This window comes from Brenneria sp. L3-3C-1 (genome assembly GCF_016456245.1).
Taxonomy (GTDB): domain Bacteria; phylum Pseudomonadota; class Gammaproteobacteria; order Enterobacterales; family Enterobacteriaceae; genus Brenneria.
Window position 1 is genome coordinate 115,548 of record NZ_JAEMHF010000005.1, and the last position, 14,050, is coordinate 129,597.

A 14,050-nucleotide genomic window follows, 5' to 3' on the forward strand; every position below is an offset into this window, starting at 1 on the left:
AAATGAGCCTGTATAAAAAAACGACGGTTAATGGCTGGCAACCCCAGCAGTTGACGAGCAAGGACGTGAAATTCGCGACCTGGATCGCTTTCTTTGCCTGGGTGTTCGCCGTCTATGATTTTATTTTGTTTGGGACGCTGCTGCCGGAAATCGGCAATCATTTTAACTGGGGTGAGGTTGAGCAGGCTGAAATTGCCACCTGGGTTGCGGTGGGCGGCGCGGTGGTGGCGCTGGCTGTCGGCCCGCTGGTGGATCGGCTTGGACGCCGGCTCGGTATTGTGATCACCGTCGGCGGCTCCGCCATCAGCTCCCTGCTGACGGCGATCGGCGGCGCATGGGGCAAAGGCGCGTTGACGGTGATCCGTTCGGTCGCCGGTCTTGGTTATGCCGAGCAGACGGTTAACGCCACCTATTTGACCGAGCTTTATGCGGCGCTGGACGATCCGAAACTGAATCGGCGTAAAGGCTTTATCTACAGTCTGGTTCAGGGCGGGTGGCCGGTAGGGGCGCTGGTGGCATCGGCCCTCACCGCGCTTTTGATGCCGCTGATCGGCTGGCAGGGCAGTTTTGTTTTCGCCGCGTTACCTTCTCTGGTGATTGCTTTTCTGGCGTTGAAACTGAAAGAAACACCGCAGTTTCAGGTTCATCAGCATATCCAGACGTTGCGCAAAGCCGGGCAGATTGATGATGCCCGTCAGGTGGCGCAGGATTATCAAATTCACTATGAGGATCATCAAAATGCCGGTCTGGCGGCGGCTTTTCGCGGCACGTCGCTGCGCGCGACGCTGGTGCTGGGCAGCGCCATCCTGCTTAACTGGTTTGCCATTCAGATCTTTAGCGTGCTCGGCACGACCGTGATTACCAAAACGCACGATGTCTCGTTCAGTAACTCGTTGCTGATTCTGGTGCTGTCGAATCTGGTCGGATACTGCGGTTATCTGGTACACGGCTGGCTGGGGGATCGCTTCGGCCGCCGCAATACCATTGCCATCGGCTGGATGCTGGGCGGCGTGGCCTTTGCCGCCATGCTCTTCTGCCCGGATGACTTCGGCACCATTGTCGCGCTCTACAGCATCGGGCTGTTTTTCCTGATTGGCCCGTATGCCGCCGCGCTGTTTTTTATCAGCGAAAGTTTCCCTACCGCCATTCGCGCCACCGCCGGATCGCTGATCGGGGCGATGGGGCCGGTGGGCGCCATTCTGGCCGGTATCGGCACCACCAGCATGTTGAGCAGCGGCGGTGACTGGCAGAGTGCGGCGCTGTGGTTTGGGGCGCTGCCATGCTTTATCTCGGGCGTGATTATTCTGCTGGCGCAGCATATCCGCGCAGACGACGTGAAATAACCCCGCGGGGAGAGCCGGCCTCTCCGCTTATTCATTGAAGGAGTTCAGCTATGGCTGAAACGTTATCTTCCGCGCCCGTGGCGATGATCAGCGGCGCCGCCAGCGGTATCGGTCTGGCGCTGGCGCAAGCCTACGCACGCAAAGGCGTGCGTGTTGTGGCGGGATATTATCCCGCCGATCCCCACGATCCCGACGCGGCGCAAGCCGCGGTGGCCGCCGCGGGGGGCGAGGCTATCTGGCTGCCGCTGGATGTGGCGTCAACCGCATCGGTGGCGGCGTTTGCCGACGCGGCCTGTCAGCACTTCGGACGGATCGACTACGTGGTGGCCAACGCGGGGGTGCTGCGCCGCTCGCCGATTGGCGAGATGAGCGACGAAAAGTGGGATGCCATGCTCAATGTTGATTTAACCGGCGTGATGCGCTGCTTTCGCGAAGCGTCCGTCCGTATGACGAGCGGCGGCAGTCTGGTGGCCATTTCCTCCATCGCCGGGGCGTTCTATGGGTGGCAGGATCACGCGCACTATGCGGCGGCGAAAGCGGGCGTGCCGGGGATTTGCCGCTCAATGGCGGTGGAACTGGCGCCGCGAGGGATTCGCTGCAATGCGGTGATCCCGGGGCTAATCGAAACGCCGCAGTCGCTGGATGCCGAGAATTCGCTGGGACCGGAGGGCTTAAAACAGGCGGCGCGCGGTATTCCGCTGGGCCGGGTAGGACGGCCGGAAGAGGTCGCCAATCTGGTCACGTTTCTGACCAGCGAAGCAAGCAGCTATATCACCGGTCAAAGTCTGATTATCGACGGCGGTTTGACCGTGCGCTGGCCTGATTAGGAGAGGAAGCATGCAATTACAAAACCGAAACGCGGTGATTACCGGCGCCGCCAGCGGCATAGGCGCTGAGATAGCGCGGCTGTTTGCCGCCAACGGCGCCCGTCTGCTGCTGGCCGACCGCGATGCCGCAGTGCTGGAGAACGTGGTGGCGGCGTGCCGCGCCCTTGGCGCCGAGTGTGAAGGCTGTGTTTGCGACGTCAGCGACGCCGCGGGAGCCAGGCAGAGCGTGGATCGCTGTCTGCGCCACTACGGCGGCATCGATATTCTGGTCAACAACGCCGGTATTCTGACCCAGGCACCCTGTGGCGAGATCTCGCTGGCGATGTGGGACGAGATGATGGCGGTGGATTTACGCAGCGTATTCCTGGCTTCACAGCGCGCCCTGCCAGCCATGGTGGCGCAGAAGTGGGGGCGGATTATCAATATCGCCTCGCAATTGGGGATCAAGGGCGGCGCGGAGCTATGCCACTACGCCGCAGCCAAAGCGGGCGTGATTGGTTTTACCAAGTCGCTGGCGCTGGAGGCGGCCCCCCACAATGTGCTGGTTAACGCCATTGCGCCGGGGCCGATTGAGACGCCGCTGGTCGATGGCATAAGCCGCGCCTGGAAACAGGCTAAAGCGGCGGAGTTGCCGCTTGGCCGCTTCGGCAGGCCGGAAGAGGTGGCGCCGGTGGCGTTACTGTTGGCAAGCGAACCGGGCGGCAACCTGTTCGTCGGTCAGACGCTGGGGCCCAATTCCGGCGATGTCATGCCCTGAGGAGAAAGCGAATGTGTGGAGTCTGTGGTTTATTGGACAGCGGCCCGCAGTGGAGCGATCCGTTGCAGCGTTCGCTTCCGCGTTATCAGCAGCGCCAGCAGCAACGGGCGGTGTTAAATCATGTGCTGGCGCCCTTTGGGATCAAACTGCATGACTTCTATAACAGTTGGACGTTGTCCGGCCCGACCGGGCAGCAGGTGATGGTCAACAGTCTCGATGAGATCTGGCAGGCGGCGGAAGGGATCATCCGGCGGCCCCTCGATCCGCTGGATGAGCATTGGCTGGCTGCGTTGGAGAGCGGGAGATAACCATGCGACGAGAAGAAAAGCTGGTGGTGCACATTCTCTGCGGTTTTCTTGGCAGCGGTAAAACCACGCTGTTACAGCACTGGCTGCGTAGTCAGGACGGGAGTGACGTGGCTGTGCTGGTCAATGAGTTCGGCGAGGTGGGCATCGATCATTTTCTGCTTCAGGCGATCGCGCCGGATACGGTATTGTTGCCCGGCGGGTGCGTATGCTGTCAGATCCGCGGCGAACTGAAGCAGGCGCTGCTGGATCTGTATGAAGGCAGAGAGCGGGGCGAGTTGCCGCCTTTCCGCCACGTGGTGATCGAAACCACCGGCCTTGCCGATCCGGCGCCTATTCTCTCCACGCTGTTGCACGACAGGCAGTTGCAGTATCACTTTGCTCAGGGCGCGGTGATCACGCTGGTGGATGCCGAGCACGCCTGGGATCAGGCGGAGCATCAGCCTGAGTGGCTGGCGCAGGTAACGGCGGCGGATACGCTGCTGCTGAGCAAATGCGATCGCGTCGACGGCGCGGCGTTGGCGCCGCTGAAGGATTATCTTGCGCGTCTCAACCCGATGGCGCAGATTGATGAGAGCGCCCGCGCGCTCCAGCATCCCGACAGATTGTTCGTCGCACGGATGACGTCGGGCGAGGACGCCTCGGCGATCAAGCATCAGGTATTTCGTTGGCTGGGGAACGCGGCGTCGGCGGCATTAATCGCCGCCCCTGCCGCCGCCCTCAAGGCTTCCCACCCGCAAACCCACACCTGTGTGATTACGCTGGAGAATGATATCAACTGGAGCGCCTTTGCCGTTTGGCTGTCGCTGTTATTGCACTGCCACGGTAAATCGGTACTGCGTATGAAAGGGATCCTGCGCGTGAATGAGAGCGCGTCGCCCATCGTGATCCACGGCGTGCAGCACAGCCTGCATCCGCCGGAGCACATGGCGGCATGGCCGGGTAAGTTGCGTGAGTCGCAACTGGTATTTATTATGCGGGGGATTGACCCGGCAACGCTCAGGCAGGCTTTTCTACGCTTTCAGCAGCCCTTTATCAGCGAAAAGGCCCCAACATAATGTCCAGCCTTTCTTCTTCGACCACCACACTGCGCGTACTCGGCACCTCGGTCACGCTGCTGGAGTTGCTGCGTAACCGGGCGGCGCAGGATCTGGGGATTAAAATCGACTATCTGGTGCATAACGTCGAAGACGCCCAGCGCATCGCGGTCATGCACCCTGAATGCTACGACCTGTACGATCAGTGGTTTCATAATATTGATTTCGTCTGGCCGGCGCGGGCGATTCAGCCGCTGGAGATCAAACGCCTGAAATACTGGGACGAAATCAATAATCTGCCCAAGTTCGGTTCGCTATTGCCCGGCGGGCACCCTGGCGACGGCAGCGTGCCGGTGGACCGGCTTTACGTCCAGCGCGATAACCACCTCAGCAGCCGCCCCGCCGATTTCATCAGCATGCTGCCGCTCACGCACAATGCCGACAGCTTTGCTTATCACGCCGACCGTCTGCCTGATTCGTTACAGGGGGAAGAGGAGAGTTGGAGTTGGCTGCTGCATCCCGCCTACGGCGGACAGGCGGCGCTGCAACACGATGCGGCGATGGGGGCGCTCGATGCGGCCTTGGCGGTGCAGGGCGCCGGTTTGGCGAACTTCGCCAGCGTGGGGAATCTGACGCTGGAAGAGATCGACACCCTGACGGATATTCTGGTCAGCCACCGCCGACACGGCCATTTTGCCGCGTTCTGGGCCACCCCGGATGAGGCCTGTGAGCTGATTGACGATCGGCAGGTGGGGATTCAGAGCCTGTGGGCGCCGACCTATTTCCGCCACCATTTTCGCCAGAACGGCTATAAGCTGGCGATGCCGCGTGAAGGTTATCGGGCCTGGTATGGCGGCCTGTCGCTGTCGCGCTGCGCGACAGGAAAGGTGAAAGATGCCGCCTATGCATACCTCAACTGGTGGCAGTCGGGCTGGCCCGGAGCGGTGATGGCCAGACAAGGATATTACATTTCCAATCCACAGCGCAGCCGGCCCTATCTGTCGGCGGCGGAGTGGGATTTCTGGTACGACGGCAAACCGGCGGCGGAGATGCTGCCCAACGCCTTCGGCGAGCCGATGATCGCCAAAGGCGAACGCCGCGACGGCGGCTGCTACGCACAGCGCATGAGCCACATAGCGGTGTGGAACTCGGTAATGGATGAACACAACTATCTGGTAAGGCGCTGGCAGGACTTTCTTCATGCCTGACGCGCCCGTTACCCCAGCGGCAGCGCCATAATGATGGCGTCCTCATGGCCTTCCGCCGTGGGGTAATAATCCCGCCGCAGCGAGACCTCGTTGAAGCCCAGACTGTTATAGAGCGCAAGCGCCCGCTGATTGGAGGCGCGAACTTCCAGCCATAGCGTCACTATGCCGCGCGTCTCCATCTCCTGAATGAGATGTTCCAGTAGTCGGCGTCCCAACCCCTGACGCTGATGATCCGGGTGGACGGCGATATTGAACAGCGTGGCTTCATCCAGCACCACCTGGGTGATGGCGTAAGCCGCCAACTGCCCGTGGCGGGTAAGCTTCAGATTGAAATAACGCTCCCCTTGATTGCTGGCAAAGGTTTGTTTCGTCCAGGGAAAAGGGTGGCTGGCTTGTTCAATCTCAAAGGCTTGCGCCAGATCGGCCGGCATCAGGGTAGATATCGTGTTCATGTTTACAGATCTGCTGCCAGAGCGCCCGTTTGGCGTCGGCGTTGTGGTAAAGCTCGGTCAGTGCCGGGCTGGTGAGTTGGACGCCTTCCAGCGCAAGCGGTTCCTCGACGCCCAAGCGCCAACTGTGGCAGCGGGCGTTTGGGGGGAGCATCACCACCTGTTGCGGCGTCAGGCTGAATGTTTGTTCGGGCGTGAGCGACAGACTGCGCAGCACATCGGCCAGCAGCGGATCGTCGCCGGCCAGCGGTTCGGCCGACACAATAACCAGACGAACCCGGGCCGGCAGAGTGACGGCGATTTCTCCCTGCAACACCGCCGGGCGCGTCAGCGTCCACTGCGTAATCCCCAGTTGTTGTAGCAGCCAGTCACGTCTTGATTCCATGCCTTATCCTGTGCGGATCGGGTTTATGCCGCTTATGCTAGCAAACCCATCGAGCATGCGCCAACATCGCTGCAACTTCAGGGATGAAGAGTATATAATCCCTGCTCAATTGTTAAGGAGCTTCAGCCTGATGTCCGCATTAACCCCAGCCAGTGAAGTCATACTGCGCCATAGCGACGAATTTATCCCCCGCCGGGTATTGTTTGCCGGTGATTTACAAGACACTTTGCCCGCGCAGTTCGACGCGGCCGATGTTCGCGTCCACGCCACGCAGTTTCACCACTGGCAACAGCTGAAACGCACGCTGGAGGATAATATTCAGTACGGCCTGCTGGCGGATGCCGCGCTGGCGGCGGATTGCGACACCCTGATCTATTACTGGCCGAAAAGCAAACAGGAAGCGGAGTTCCAACTGTCCAACCTGTTGTCGCTGCTGCCGGTTGGCGCCGAAATCTTTGTGGTGGGTGAAAATCGCAGCGGCGTGCGCAGCGCGGAAAATATGCTGTCTGATGTCGTGTCGTTGAATAAAATCGACGGCGCCCGGCGTTGTGGGCTTTACCACGGGCGCATTGAAAAACAAACCGCTTTCAATCTGGCCGACTGGTGGGATGAGTACGTGGTGGATGGCGTGACGGTGAAAGCGCTGCCCGGGGTATTCAGCCGCGACGGACTGGATCCGGGCAGCCGGCTTTTGCTGTCTACCTTTGAGCCGCATATGAAAGGCAAGGTGCTGGATATCGCCTGCGGCGCAGGCGTGCTGGCGGCGATGCTGGCGCAACAGTCGCCTAAAATCCGCCTGACGCTGAGCGATGTCAGCGCCGGGGCGCTGGCGTCGAGTAAAGCCACGCTGGCGGCGAACCAGTTGGAAGGCGAAGTGATCGCCAGCAATGTCTATTCAGAGATTACCGGCCGTTTTGATCTCATCGTATCCAATCCGCCGTTTCATGATGGTTTGCAAACCAGCCTGCAAGCGGCGGAACTGCTGATCCGCGGCGCGGTGTCCCACTTGCCGATTGGCGGGCAGTTGCGCATCGTCGCCAATGCGTTCCTGCCTTATCCGGATCTGTTGGACGCGGCGTTCGGCAGCCATGAAGTGCTGGCGCAGACCGGGCGCTTCAAGGTTTACCAGGCCACGGTGGGCCGCCCGCCGCGCACCGGCAAAGGCCGCCGTTAGTTCTCCGTATTGATCGCCGCCATGCCTTCTTTGCCGTAGCGTTCCCCCGCTGCGGCATGGAACGGAAAGATGGCGTCGATTTGCGCCAGTTCTTCCGCCGTTAGCGTGACGTCCAGCGCGGCGATATTCTCTTCCAGATAACGGCGCCGTTTGGTGCCTGGAATCGGCACAATATGCTCACCTTGCGCCAGTACCCAGGCCAACGCCAACTGTGACGGCGCAATGCCTTTCTCTTGCGCCAGTTGATTGACTTTGTCCACCAGTCGCAGGTTTTTGGTGAAGTTATCTCTGGAAAAACGCGGATTGCTGCGGCGGAAATCATCCGCATCCAAATCGTCCGGGCTGCGGATCGCGCCGGTCAGAAAACCGCGCCCCAACGGGCTGTAGGGCACGAAGCCGACGCCGAGCCGTTTACAGGCGGGCAGAATGGTTGTTTCCACGTCCCGTGTCCACAGCGAATATTCACTCTGCAACGCCGTAATGGGATGAACCCGATGCGCGCGCTCCAGCGTCGCGGCGGACGCTTCACTTAAACCGATATAGCGAATCTTACCCTCCTTGACCAAATCGGCCAGCGTACCGACGGTTTCTTCAATGGGCACCGTAGGGTCGACGCGGTGTTGATAGTAGAGGTCGATTTCTTCTACGCCCAGCCGTTGCAGGCTACCTTCAATGGCGCGACGAATATATTCCGGTTTTCCGCATACGCCGCGCTCGATGTGGTTATCCGGGTTGCGCACGATACCAAACTTGGTGGCAAGGAAAACCTGCCGCCGCTTGCCTTTAATGGCTTTGCCAACCAGTAATTCATTGGTATGCGGGCCGTACATGTCCGCGGTATCCAGCAGAGTGACGCCCAATTCCAGCGCTCTGTGCAGAGTGGCAATGGCTTCCTTTTCATCCTGTGCCGTGGAGTAGAAATCGCTCATTCCCATGCAGCCCAGTCCGAGAGCTGAAACCGCTGGGCCGTTTTTGCCTAATTGACGCTGTTGCATTGTGTCGTCCTCATACTTGGTATGGAAAGTCAGACAAGTGTGGTTGTTTATTGAATAAAGATAAATAACGCATTTTGTGCAACACTGTTCAAAAATAAACAACAATCGGTCAGGCAAGATGGATCATATTCAGGCGATGCGGGTTTTTGTACGTATTGTAGAGCTGGGGAGCTTTAGCCGTGCGGCGGAAAGGCTGGCGCTGCCGCGGGCGACGGTCAGTCATACCATCAAACAGCTTGAGGCGCGTCTGGGCGTGCGTTTACTGCAACGCACAACGCGGCAGGTACAGATCACCGATGAAGGCCGCATTTATTACCAACGCTGTACGCAGCTGCTGGCGGAAATTGAAGAGACGGATTCGCTTTTCACTCGGCACAAGCGACAGCCGGTGGGCAAGGTGCGGGTGGATATGCCGTATTCGCTGGCGCGCGAGGTGGTGATCCCGGCCCTGAGCGACTTTTATCAGCGTTATCCGCAGATTACGCTGTCGCTGAGCGCCAATGACGCGGCCATTAACGTGTTGCGAGAAGGCGTGGACTGCGTGCTGCGGGCCTGGCAGACCGAGGATGACTCGCTGGCGACCCGCCATTTACCGCCGATGTCGCAGATAACCTGCGCCTCCGCCGACTATCTTGCTAAATTCGGCACGCCGCAATCGCTGGACGATTTGGTTCATCATCAGGCCGTGGGCTATTTTTCATTGCGCACCGAGCGGCTCTATCCGCTGGAGTTTATGTCTCAGGGCGAGCGTATCACCGCAATGTTGCCTGGGAAATTGCAGGTGAACGGCGCCGATGCCTATATCGCCGGGTGTCGGGCGGGATTGGGGTTGATTCAGGCGCCGCGCCATGGGCTTCAACGCTGGCTGAACAGCGGCGAACTGGTTGAGATCCTTAAGGATACGCCGCCGCCGGATATGCCGTTATACGTGATGTATCCGCCGGGAAGATTCCTCGCGCCGCGGATCCGGGTATTCATTGAATGGCTGAATGAACTGTTTACCCGGCCCTTGCCATCCTGAGATGATGATTTTTACAGCAAACCCCGCATTTACGCGGAAATAATCATTGACCTTGACGTTAAAACCTCTAGAATTCGCCCCCGTGGTGGCATTGCGTAACGTCATGTTGCCGGATTGCGAAGGTGGCGGAATTGGTAGACGCGCTAGCTTCAGGTGTTAGTGCCTTAACGGGCGTGAGGGTTCAAGTCCCTCTCTTCGCACCAATATCACCACAATGTTTTACTGCTGTAGTCATTTGTATTGCATGGCATCCCTGCGAAGGTGGCGGAATTGGTAGACGCGCTAGCTTCAGGTGTTAGTGTCTTAACGGACGTGAGGGTTCAAGTCCCTCTCTTCGCACCATGTCGTGGTACAGATTGAGCAGTGAAAGTATATAGCGTTATCCCTGTGCGAAGGTGGCGGAATTGGTAGACGCGCTAGCTTCAGGTGTTAGTGCCTTAACGGGCGTGAGGGTTCAAGTCCCTCTCTTCGCACCACTCCTCTCAAGATCTTTCTTCTTTATTATCCCTGCGTCAAATTAAATACGACGGACAGCGCCGCCAGGCCGCCGGCCAATGCAATGCAGGACGGCAACAGCAAATAGTGGCGTAAACGCTGATGAAGCAGCATCGCCAAAGTCGCCAACAGCGCGATGGCGATAATCACTTTCAGATGCGTCAGATTCAGATCAAGCACGGCCAGCAATGGCATGACGGCGCAGGGCAATAACACTCCCCATGCGCTGGACAACCGTTTGCCCAAACGCCAACCGGCGCCCCACAATCCACAGGCAGTAATCATCGCACTCAGCATGTTATGTCCGCCTCAAAAATGATAATGATAACTAATATCATATAAGAATTTATATCAATTGCCAGCTTTTTGGCGCTGGCGGCCTCGGCGGAATGCGCAGGGGAAATCGGTCAGCTCGCCCGTAGGTGATGGCGCAGCAATTTCACCATGTTCATGATGATCGGCGAGCGTTCATGCTGGCGCCATACCATAATTATCTGGGTGCTTAGCTGGCTATCTTTGATCGCATGATAGGAAACGTTCGCCATTTTGATACAGGAGAGCGACTGGGGAATGATGGTGATGCCAAAACCTGCCGACACCATGCCGATGGTGGCGGGTAACTGAGGCGCCGGCTGGCTTAGTGTGGGTTGGTATCCGGATAAATAACAGGTGCGAAGGATCATGTCGTGCAACCCGGGGCACACTTCACGCGGGGACATGATCAACGGCTCCCGCTTCAGTTCATTCAGGTGGACGCTCTGCTTGTTATGCAGGGGATGATCGGCGGGCAGCACCAATTCCATTGATTCTTCCGCCAGTACCTCGCTATTGAATTCGCTGCCGATATTGCATGGCAGACGAAGAAAGGCGATATCAAGATTTCTGTTGTGCAGTTCAGTAAGCAGCAGCGGGGGATTTTCTTCACGCGGGCTTAATGACACGTTCGGATAGCGCTGACGGTAAGCATTCAGCAGCCGTAGTACCGCGGGATGGAAGGATGAAGAGGAAGAGAAACCGATGTTGAAGCTGCCTTCTTCCCCCCTGGCGATGCTTCTTGCTCTGTCGATGGCGGCGTCCGAGAGCTTCAGGAGCTGACAGGCATCCGTATACAACGCTTCCCCCGCTTCCGTCATTTCCACGCCGCGCGTGAGCCTTTTGAATAACGGCGTCCCTATCTCATGTTCCAGCTTCTTGATTTGCTGACTCAGCGGGGGTTGCGATATGCCCAGGTTTTCTGCCGCCCGAGTGAAATGCCGGGCAGTGGCGACGGCAACAAAATAGCGCAGGTAGCGAAGCTCCATGGGGATAACTCCATATTTTTTAGATCTTGAAATAACGATATTTGTATATTGGAACTTTGCCCGTGTCCGCGTCAATCTTTATACAAGGATTAAAAAAATTTAAGTAATAACTCGTCGGAAGAGAAGATATATGAAAGAAGACATTAACGTCGATTCCTGTGCTGAAGAGATCGCATCGTATGCGATTGCTCATCAAAAGCACCATTCTGACTGCGTTATTTATCAAACCTCACTAATGAGTGGGCTAATAAATGGCGTATACGAAGGCAGCCGGACGATGAAGGAATTATTGGAGCACGGAGATTTTGGATTAGGAACGTTTAACAACCTGGATGGAGAACTGGTGGCTTTCAACAGCCGAATTTTTCAGTTGCGTTCCGATGGCAGCGCGCGTAACGCCCTGCCGCATCAAAAGACGCCTTTCGCGGTCATGACGTTTTTCCGTCCGACAGAAGAAGTGCGCTTCGACAGCACGATTACCCGCAACGGCCTCCATCAGAAAATCGACAAGCTTATCGGTACGGATAACCTGTTTTGCGCTCTGAGAATCGATGGTCATTTTCATTACGTTGAAACTCGTACCGTGCCGCGTCAGCAGCGTCCTTATAAACCGATGCTGGAGGCGATTGCCCAGCAGCCGACGTTCCATTTTGACGATTGTCAGGGAAGCGTGATTGGTTTTCGCAGTCCGACCTATACGCAGGGCATCAACGTTGCCGGCTATCACGAGCATTTTATTACCGACGACCGCAAAGGCGGCGGACATATCCTTGATTATGAAATGGAAAGCGGGGTTTTGACATTTGGGGTCATCTCCAAACTGATTATCGATTTGCCGCAAGATCGTGATTTTCTCAGTGCCGATCTGTCACCTGACAACCTCGACAGTGCCATCCAGTCGGTGGAAAGCTGAACACAGATTAAATAAGACAGATCACGAATCATTTCTGAGGAATAAGACAATGGAAAATTCAACAGGCCGGCAGAGCTGGAACTGTGGGGCATCCCTGGTTGTAAAACATCTGGAACAGCAGGGTGTGAAATACGTATTTGGTATTCCGGGCGCGAAAATCGATCGCGTTTTTGATGCGTTGGAAGACTCGCCAATTGAAACGATCCCGGTACGGCATGAAGCCAACGGCGCTTTTATGGCGGCGGCGATCGGACGATTGACCGGAAAAGCCGGCGTGACGCTGGTGACTTCCGGGCCGGGCTGCTGCAATCTGGTTACCGGCCTGGCGACGGCGACGTCGGAAGGCGATCCGGTGGTGGCCATCGGCGGGGCGGTCAAACGATCCGAAAGCCTTAAGCTGACGCACCAGAGCCTGGACACCGTCAGCCTGTTTCAGCCGGTCACCAAGTTCAGCGCCGAAGTCAGGGCGTCATCGGCGATTTCCGAAGTGCTGGCGAATGCATTCCGGACTGCGGAGATGGGGCATCCTGGCGCATCTTTCATCAGCTTGCCCCAGGATATCATTAATGAGCCGGTGACCAGCGCCGTACTGGTGCGTCCGAATATCCCCGCGTTGAACAGTGCGCCTTATGCCGACATCGAGAAGGTCGCGCGGATGATCCAACAGGCTAAAAATCCTATTTTGCTGCTGGGGCTAATGGCCAGCCAGCCTAAAACCGCCGAGGCATTGCGCCGCTTGTTGCATAAAAGCAAGCTGCCGGTAACCAGCACCTATCAGGCCGCCGGCGCGGTCGATCAGCAGCATTTTGACCATTTCGCCGGGCGTGTCGGTCTGTTCAACAATCAGGCCGGCGATAAGCTGTTGCAACAGGCCGACCTGATCGTCACGGTCGGTTACAGTCCGGTGGAATATGATCCGGCATTGTGGAACAGCGGTAAGTCGGCGTTGGTGCATATCGATGTGCTGCCCGCCAATATCGACAGCGCCTATCTTCCCGATGTGGAGCTGGTCGGCGATATCGAGCCGACCATTGATAAGCTGACCGCCTGCATCCATGCGCCGCTAACGCTTTCGTCGCAAACGCAGGCTATTTTGCGCGACCGCTGCCAGCAACGTCACGATCTGGCGACACGCGGCATGAATATGCGCGGATTTGCCATTCATCCTCTGCGGCTGGTCAGGGCGATGCAGGATATCGTCAATAATGACGTTACGCTGTGCGTCGACATGGGCAGCTTCCATATCTGGCTGGCGCGCTATCTGTACAGCTTCCGGGCGCGGCAGGTGCTGATGACCAATGGCCAGCAAACCATGGGAGTGGCCTTGCCCTGGGCTATCGCCAGCTCGCTGATCCATCCCGGTCAGAAAGTGATTTCGGTTTCAGGCGACGGCGGTTTTATGCAGTCCAGCATGGAGCTTGAAACGGCGATACGCCTGAAGAGCAATCTGTTGCACATTATCTGGGTGGATAATGCCTATAACATGGTTGAGATGCAGGAAGAGAAAAAATATCACCGTTCTTCCGGGGTCAAATTCGGCCCGATCGATTTTAAAGCGTATGCAGAAGCGTTCGGCGCCAAAGGGTTTGCGGTCGAATCGGAAGACGAACTGGTCAGTAAGCTGCGGCAGGCGATGGATGTTCAAGGGCCGGCGGTGATCGCCATTCCGGTGGATTATTCGGACAACCAGCGTCTGATGGAGGATCTGAATATCAGTCAGCTTATCTAGCGTCTGTCTGGCGTGCTTTTGACGCCGGCGGCCCAGGCGGATCGCGATCGGGGAAGCCATCACCGCATGCGCACGGTTTGTCATTGGTGATAAACGTGGATACTATTGGCA

The 14,050-nt window shown here is 57.6% G+C and carries 15 protein-coding genes and 3 tRNA genes; 13 read left to right on the forward strand and 5 right to left on the reverse strand.

All coding sequences use genetic code 11. From position 1 onward, the window contains the following. The first annotated feature begins 2 nt into the window (after nucleotides 1–2). The 6 genes from JG725_RS12240 to JG725_RS12265 are packed head-to-tail and all read left to right on the forward strand — an operon-like array spanning nucleotide 3 to nucleotide 5,477. Entirely contained in the window at nucleotides 3–1,343 is a 1,341-nt protein-coding gene (locus tag JG725_RS12240; protein WP_199378191.1) for an MFS transporter, read from the forward strand. 50 nt (nucleotides 1,344–1,393) lie between these two features. After that, nucleotides 1,394–2,170, forward strand: coding sequence for an SDR family NAD(P)-dependent oxidoreductase (locus JG725_RS12245; protein WP_199378193.1), 777 nt, complete (start codon nucleotides 1,394–1,396; stop codon nucleotides 2,168–2,170). Between the two features lie 10 nt (nucleotides 2,171–2,180). After that, nucleotides 2,181–2,927, forward strand: coding sequence for an SDR family NAD(P)-dependent oxidoreductase (locus tag JG725_RS12250; RefSeq protein ID WP_199378195.1), 747 nt, complete (start codon nucleotides 2,181–2,183; stop codon nucleotides 2,925–2,927). A gap of 11 nt (nucleotides 2,928–2,938) precedes the next feature. Then, nucleotides 2,939–3,235 (forward strand): hypothetical protein, encoded by a 297-nt coding sequence (locus JG725_RS12255; protein ID WP_199378197.1) that lies wholly within the window; start codon nucleotides 2,939–2,941, stop codon nucleotides 3,233–3,235. A gap of 2 nt (nucleotides 3,236–3,237) precedes the next feature. Beyond that, nucleotides 3,238–4,290 carry a GTP-binding protein gene (locus JG725_RS12260; protein ID WP_172290129.1) on the forward strand — a complete coding sequence of 351 codons (1,053 nt, stop codon included), beginning with the start codon at nucleotides 3,238–3,240 and terminating at the stop codon, nucleotides 4,288–4,290. Further along, nucleotides 4,290–5,477, forward strand: a complete 1,188-nt coding sequence (locus tag JG725_RS12265; RefSeq protein ID WP_172290128.1) for a PotD/PotF family extracellular solute-binding protein — start codon at nucleotides 4,290–4,292, stop codon at nucleotides 5,475–5,477. Before JG725_RS12260 ends, JG725_RS12265 begins: the two co-directional genes overlap by 1 nt. An 8-nt stretch (nucleotides 5,478–5,485) precedes the next feature. On the opposite strand, the gene rimI is transcribed toward JG725_RS12265, so the two are convergent. Then, nucleotides 5,486–5,929: a ribosomal protein S18-alanine N-acetyltransferase gene (rimI, locus tag JG725_RS12270; protein WP_199378199.1), complete on the reverse strand. Its 444-nt coding sequence runs from the start codon at nucleotides 5,927–5,929 to the stop codon at nucleotides 5,486–5,488. Beyond that, complete coding sequence (locus JG725_RS12275; RefSeq protein WP_172290126.1) at nucleotides 5,880–6,311, reverse strand: DNA polymerase III subunit psi; 432 nt, start codon at nucleotides 6,309–6,311, stop codon at nucleotides 5,880–5,882. The genes rimI and JG725_RS12275 overlap by 50 nt, the downstream gene beginning before the upstream one ends. A gap of 130 nt (nucleotides 6,312–6,441) precedes the next feature. Here JG725_RS12275 and rsmC point away from each other — a divergent pair, with 130 nt between their 5' ends. Further along, complete coding sequence (rsmC, locus tag JG725_RS12280) at nucleotides 6,442–7,485, forward strand: 16S rRNA (guanine(1207)-N(2))-methyltransferase RsmC (protein ID WP_199378201.1); 1,044 nt, start codon at nucleotides 6,442–6,444, stop codon at nucleotides 7,483–7,485. Here rsmC and JG725_RS12285 read toward each other — a convergent pair. Then, nucleotides 7,482–8,480: an aldo/keto reductase gene (locus tag JG725_RS12285; protein ID WP_199378203.1), complete on the reverse strand. Its 999-nt coding sequence runs from the start codon at nucleotides 8,478–8,480 to the stop codon at nucleotides 7,482–7,484. The genes rsmC and JG725_RS12285 overlap by 4 nt on opposite strands. A 118-nt stretch (nucleotides 8,481–8,598) precedes the next feature. On the opposite strand from JG725_RS12285, the gene JG725_RS12290 reads away from it, so the two are divergent. The 4 genes from JG725_RS12290 to JG725_RS12305 all read left to right on the forward strand — a co-directional run bounded on the left by JG725_RS12290 (nucleotide 8,599) and on the right by JG725_RS12305 (nucleotide 9,977). Beyond that, nucleotides 8,599–9,501, forward strand: coding sequence for a LysR family transcriptional regulator (locus tag JG725_RS12290; protein WP_199378205.1), 903 nt, complete (start codon nucleotides 8,599–8,601; stop codon nucleotides 9,499–9,501). 116 nt (nucleotides 9,502–9,617) lie between these two features. Further along, nucleotides 9,618–9,704, forward strand: a tRNA-Leu gene (locus tag JG725_RS12295). Nucleotides 9,705–9,756: 52 nt separating this feature from the next. Beyond that, nucleotides 9,757–9,843 (forward strand) — tRNA-Leu (locus JG725_RS12300). A gap of 47 nt (nucleotides 9,844–9,890) precedes the next feature. Beyond that, nucleotides 9,891–9,977 (forward strand) — tRNA-Leu (locus JG725_RS12305). Nucleotides 9,978–10,002: 25 nt separating this feature from the next. Here the strand turns inward: JG725_RS12305 and JG725_RS12310 are convergent. Then, complete coding sequence (locus JG725_RS12310) at nucleotides 10,003–10,293, reverse strand: DUF1435 domain-containing protein (RefSeq protein WP_199378207.1); 291 nt, start codon at nucleotides 10,291–10,293, stop codon at nucleotides 10,003–10,005. A 110-nt stretch (nucleotides 10,294–10,403) separates the two neighbouring features. Then, complete coding sequence (locus tag JG725_RS12315) at nucleotides 10,404–11,297, reverse strand: LysR family transcriptional regulator (protein WP_172290121.1); 894 nt, start codon at nucleotides 11,295–11,297, stop codon at nucleotides 10,404–10,406. Between the two features lie 130 nt (nucleotides 11,298–11,427). Between JG725_RS12315 and budA the strand changes: the two genes are divergently transcribed. Continuing rightward, entirely contained in the window at nucleotides 11,428–12,210 is a 783-nt protein-coding gene (budA, locus tag JG725_RS12320) for an acetolactate decarboxylase (protein WP_199378209.1), read from the forward strand. 49 nt (nucleotides 12,211–12,259) lie between these two features. Next, on the forward strand, nucleotides 12,260–13,939 hold the full coding sequence (alsS, locus tag JG725_RS12325) for an acetolactate synthase AlsS (protein WP_172290119.1): 1,680 nt from the start codon (nucleotides 12,260–12,262) through the stop codon (nucleotides 13,937–13,939). Nucleotides 13,940–14,050: the final 111 nt, after the last annotated feature.

Coding starts and splice junctions, on each gene's coding strand:
- JG725_RS12240 (WP_199378191.1), top strand. CDS start 3: ATGAGCCTGTATAAAAAAACGACGGTTAATGGCTGGCAACCCCAGCAG.
- JG725_RS12245 (WP_199378193.1), top strand. CDS start 1,394: ATGGCTGAAACGTTATCTTCCGCGCCCGTGGCGATGATCAGCGGCGCC.
- JG725_RS12250 (WP_199378195.1), top strand. CDS start 2,181: ATGCAATTACAAAACCGAAACGCGGTGATTACCGGCGCCGCCAGCGGC.
- JG725_RS12255 (WP_199378197.1), top strand. CDS start 2,939: ATGTGTGGAGTCTGTGGTTTATTGGACAGCGGCCCGCAGTGGAGCGAT.
- JG725_RS12260 (WP_172290129.1), top strand. CDS start 3,238: ATGCGACGAGAAGAAAAGCTGGTGGTGCACATTCTCTGCGGTTTTCTT.
- JG725_RS12265 (WP_172290128.1), top strand. CDS start 4,290: ATGTCCAGCCTTTCTTCTTCGACCACCACACTGCGCGTACTCGGCACC.
- rimI (WP_199378199.1), bottom strand. CDS start 5,929: ATGAACACGATATCTACCCTGATGCCGGCCGATCTGGCGCAAGCCTTT.
- JG725_RS12275 (WP_172290126.1), bottom strand. CDS start 6,311: ATGGAATCAAGACGTGACTGGCTGCTACAACAACTGGGGATTACGCAG.
- rsmC (WP_199378201.1), top strand. CDS start 6,442: ATGTCCGCATTAACCCCAGCCAGTGAAGTCATACTGCGCCATAGCGAC.
- JG725_RS12285 (WP_199378203.1), bottom strand. CDS start 8,480: ATGCAACAGCGTCAATTAGGCAAAAACGGCCCAGCGGTTTCAGCTCTC.
- JG725_RS12290 (WP_199378205.1), top strand. CDS start 8,599: ATGGATCATATTCAGGCGATGCGGGTTTTTGTACGTATTGTAGAGCTG.
- JG725_RS12310 (WP_199378207.1), bottom strand. CDS start 10,293: ATGCTGAGTGCGATGATTACTGCCTGTGGATTGTGGGGCGCCGGTTGG.
- JG725_RS12315 (WP_172290121.1), bottom strand. CDS start 11,297: ATGGAGCTTCGCTACCTGCGCTATTTTGTTGCCGTCGCCACTGCCCGG.
- budA (WP_199378209.1), top strand. CDS start 11,428: ATGAAAGAAGACATTAACGTCGATTCCTGTGCTGAAGAGATCGCATCG.
- alsS (WP_172290119.1), top strand. CDS start 12,260: ATGGAAAATTCAACAGGCCGGCAGAGCTGGAACTGTGGGGCATCCCTG.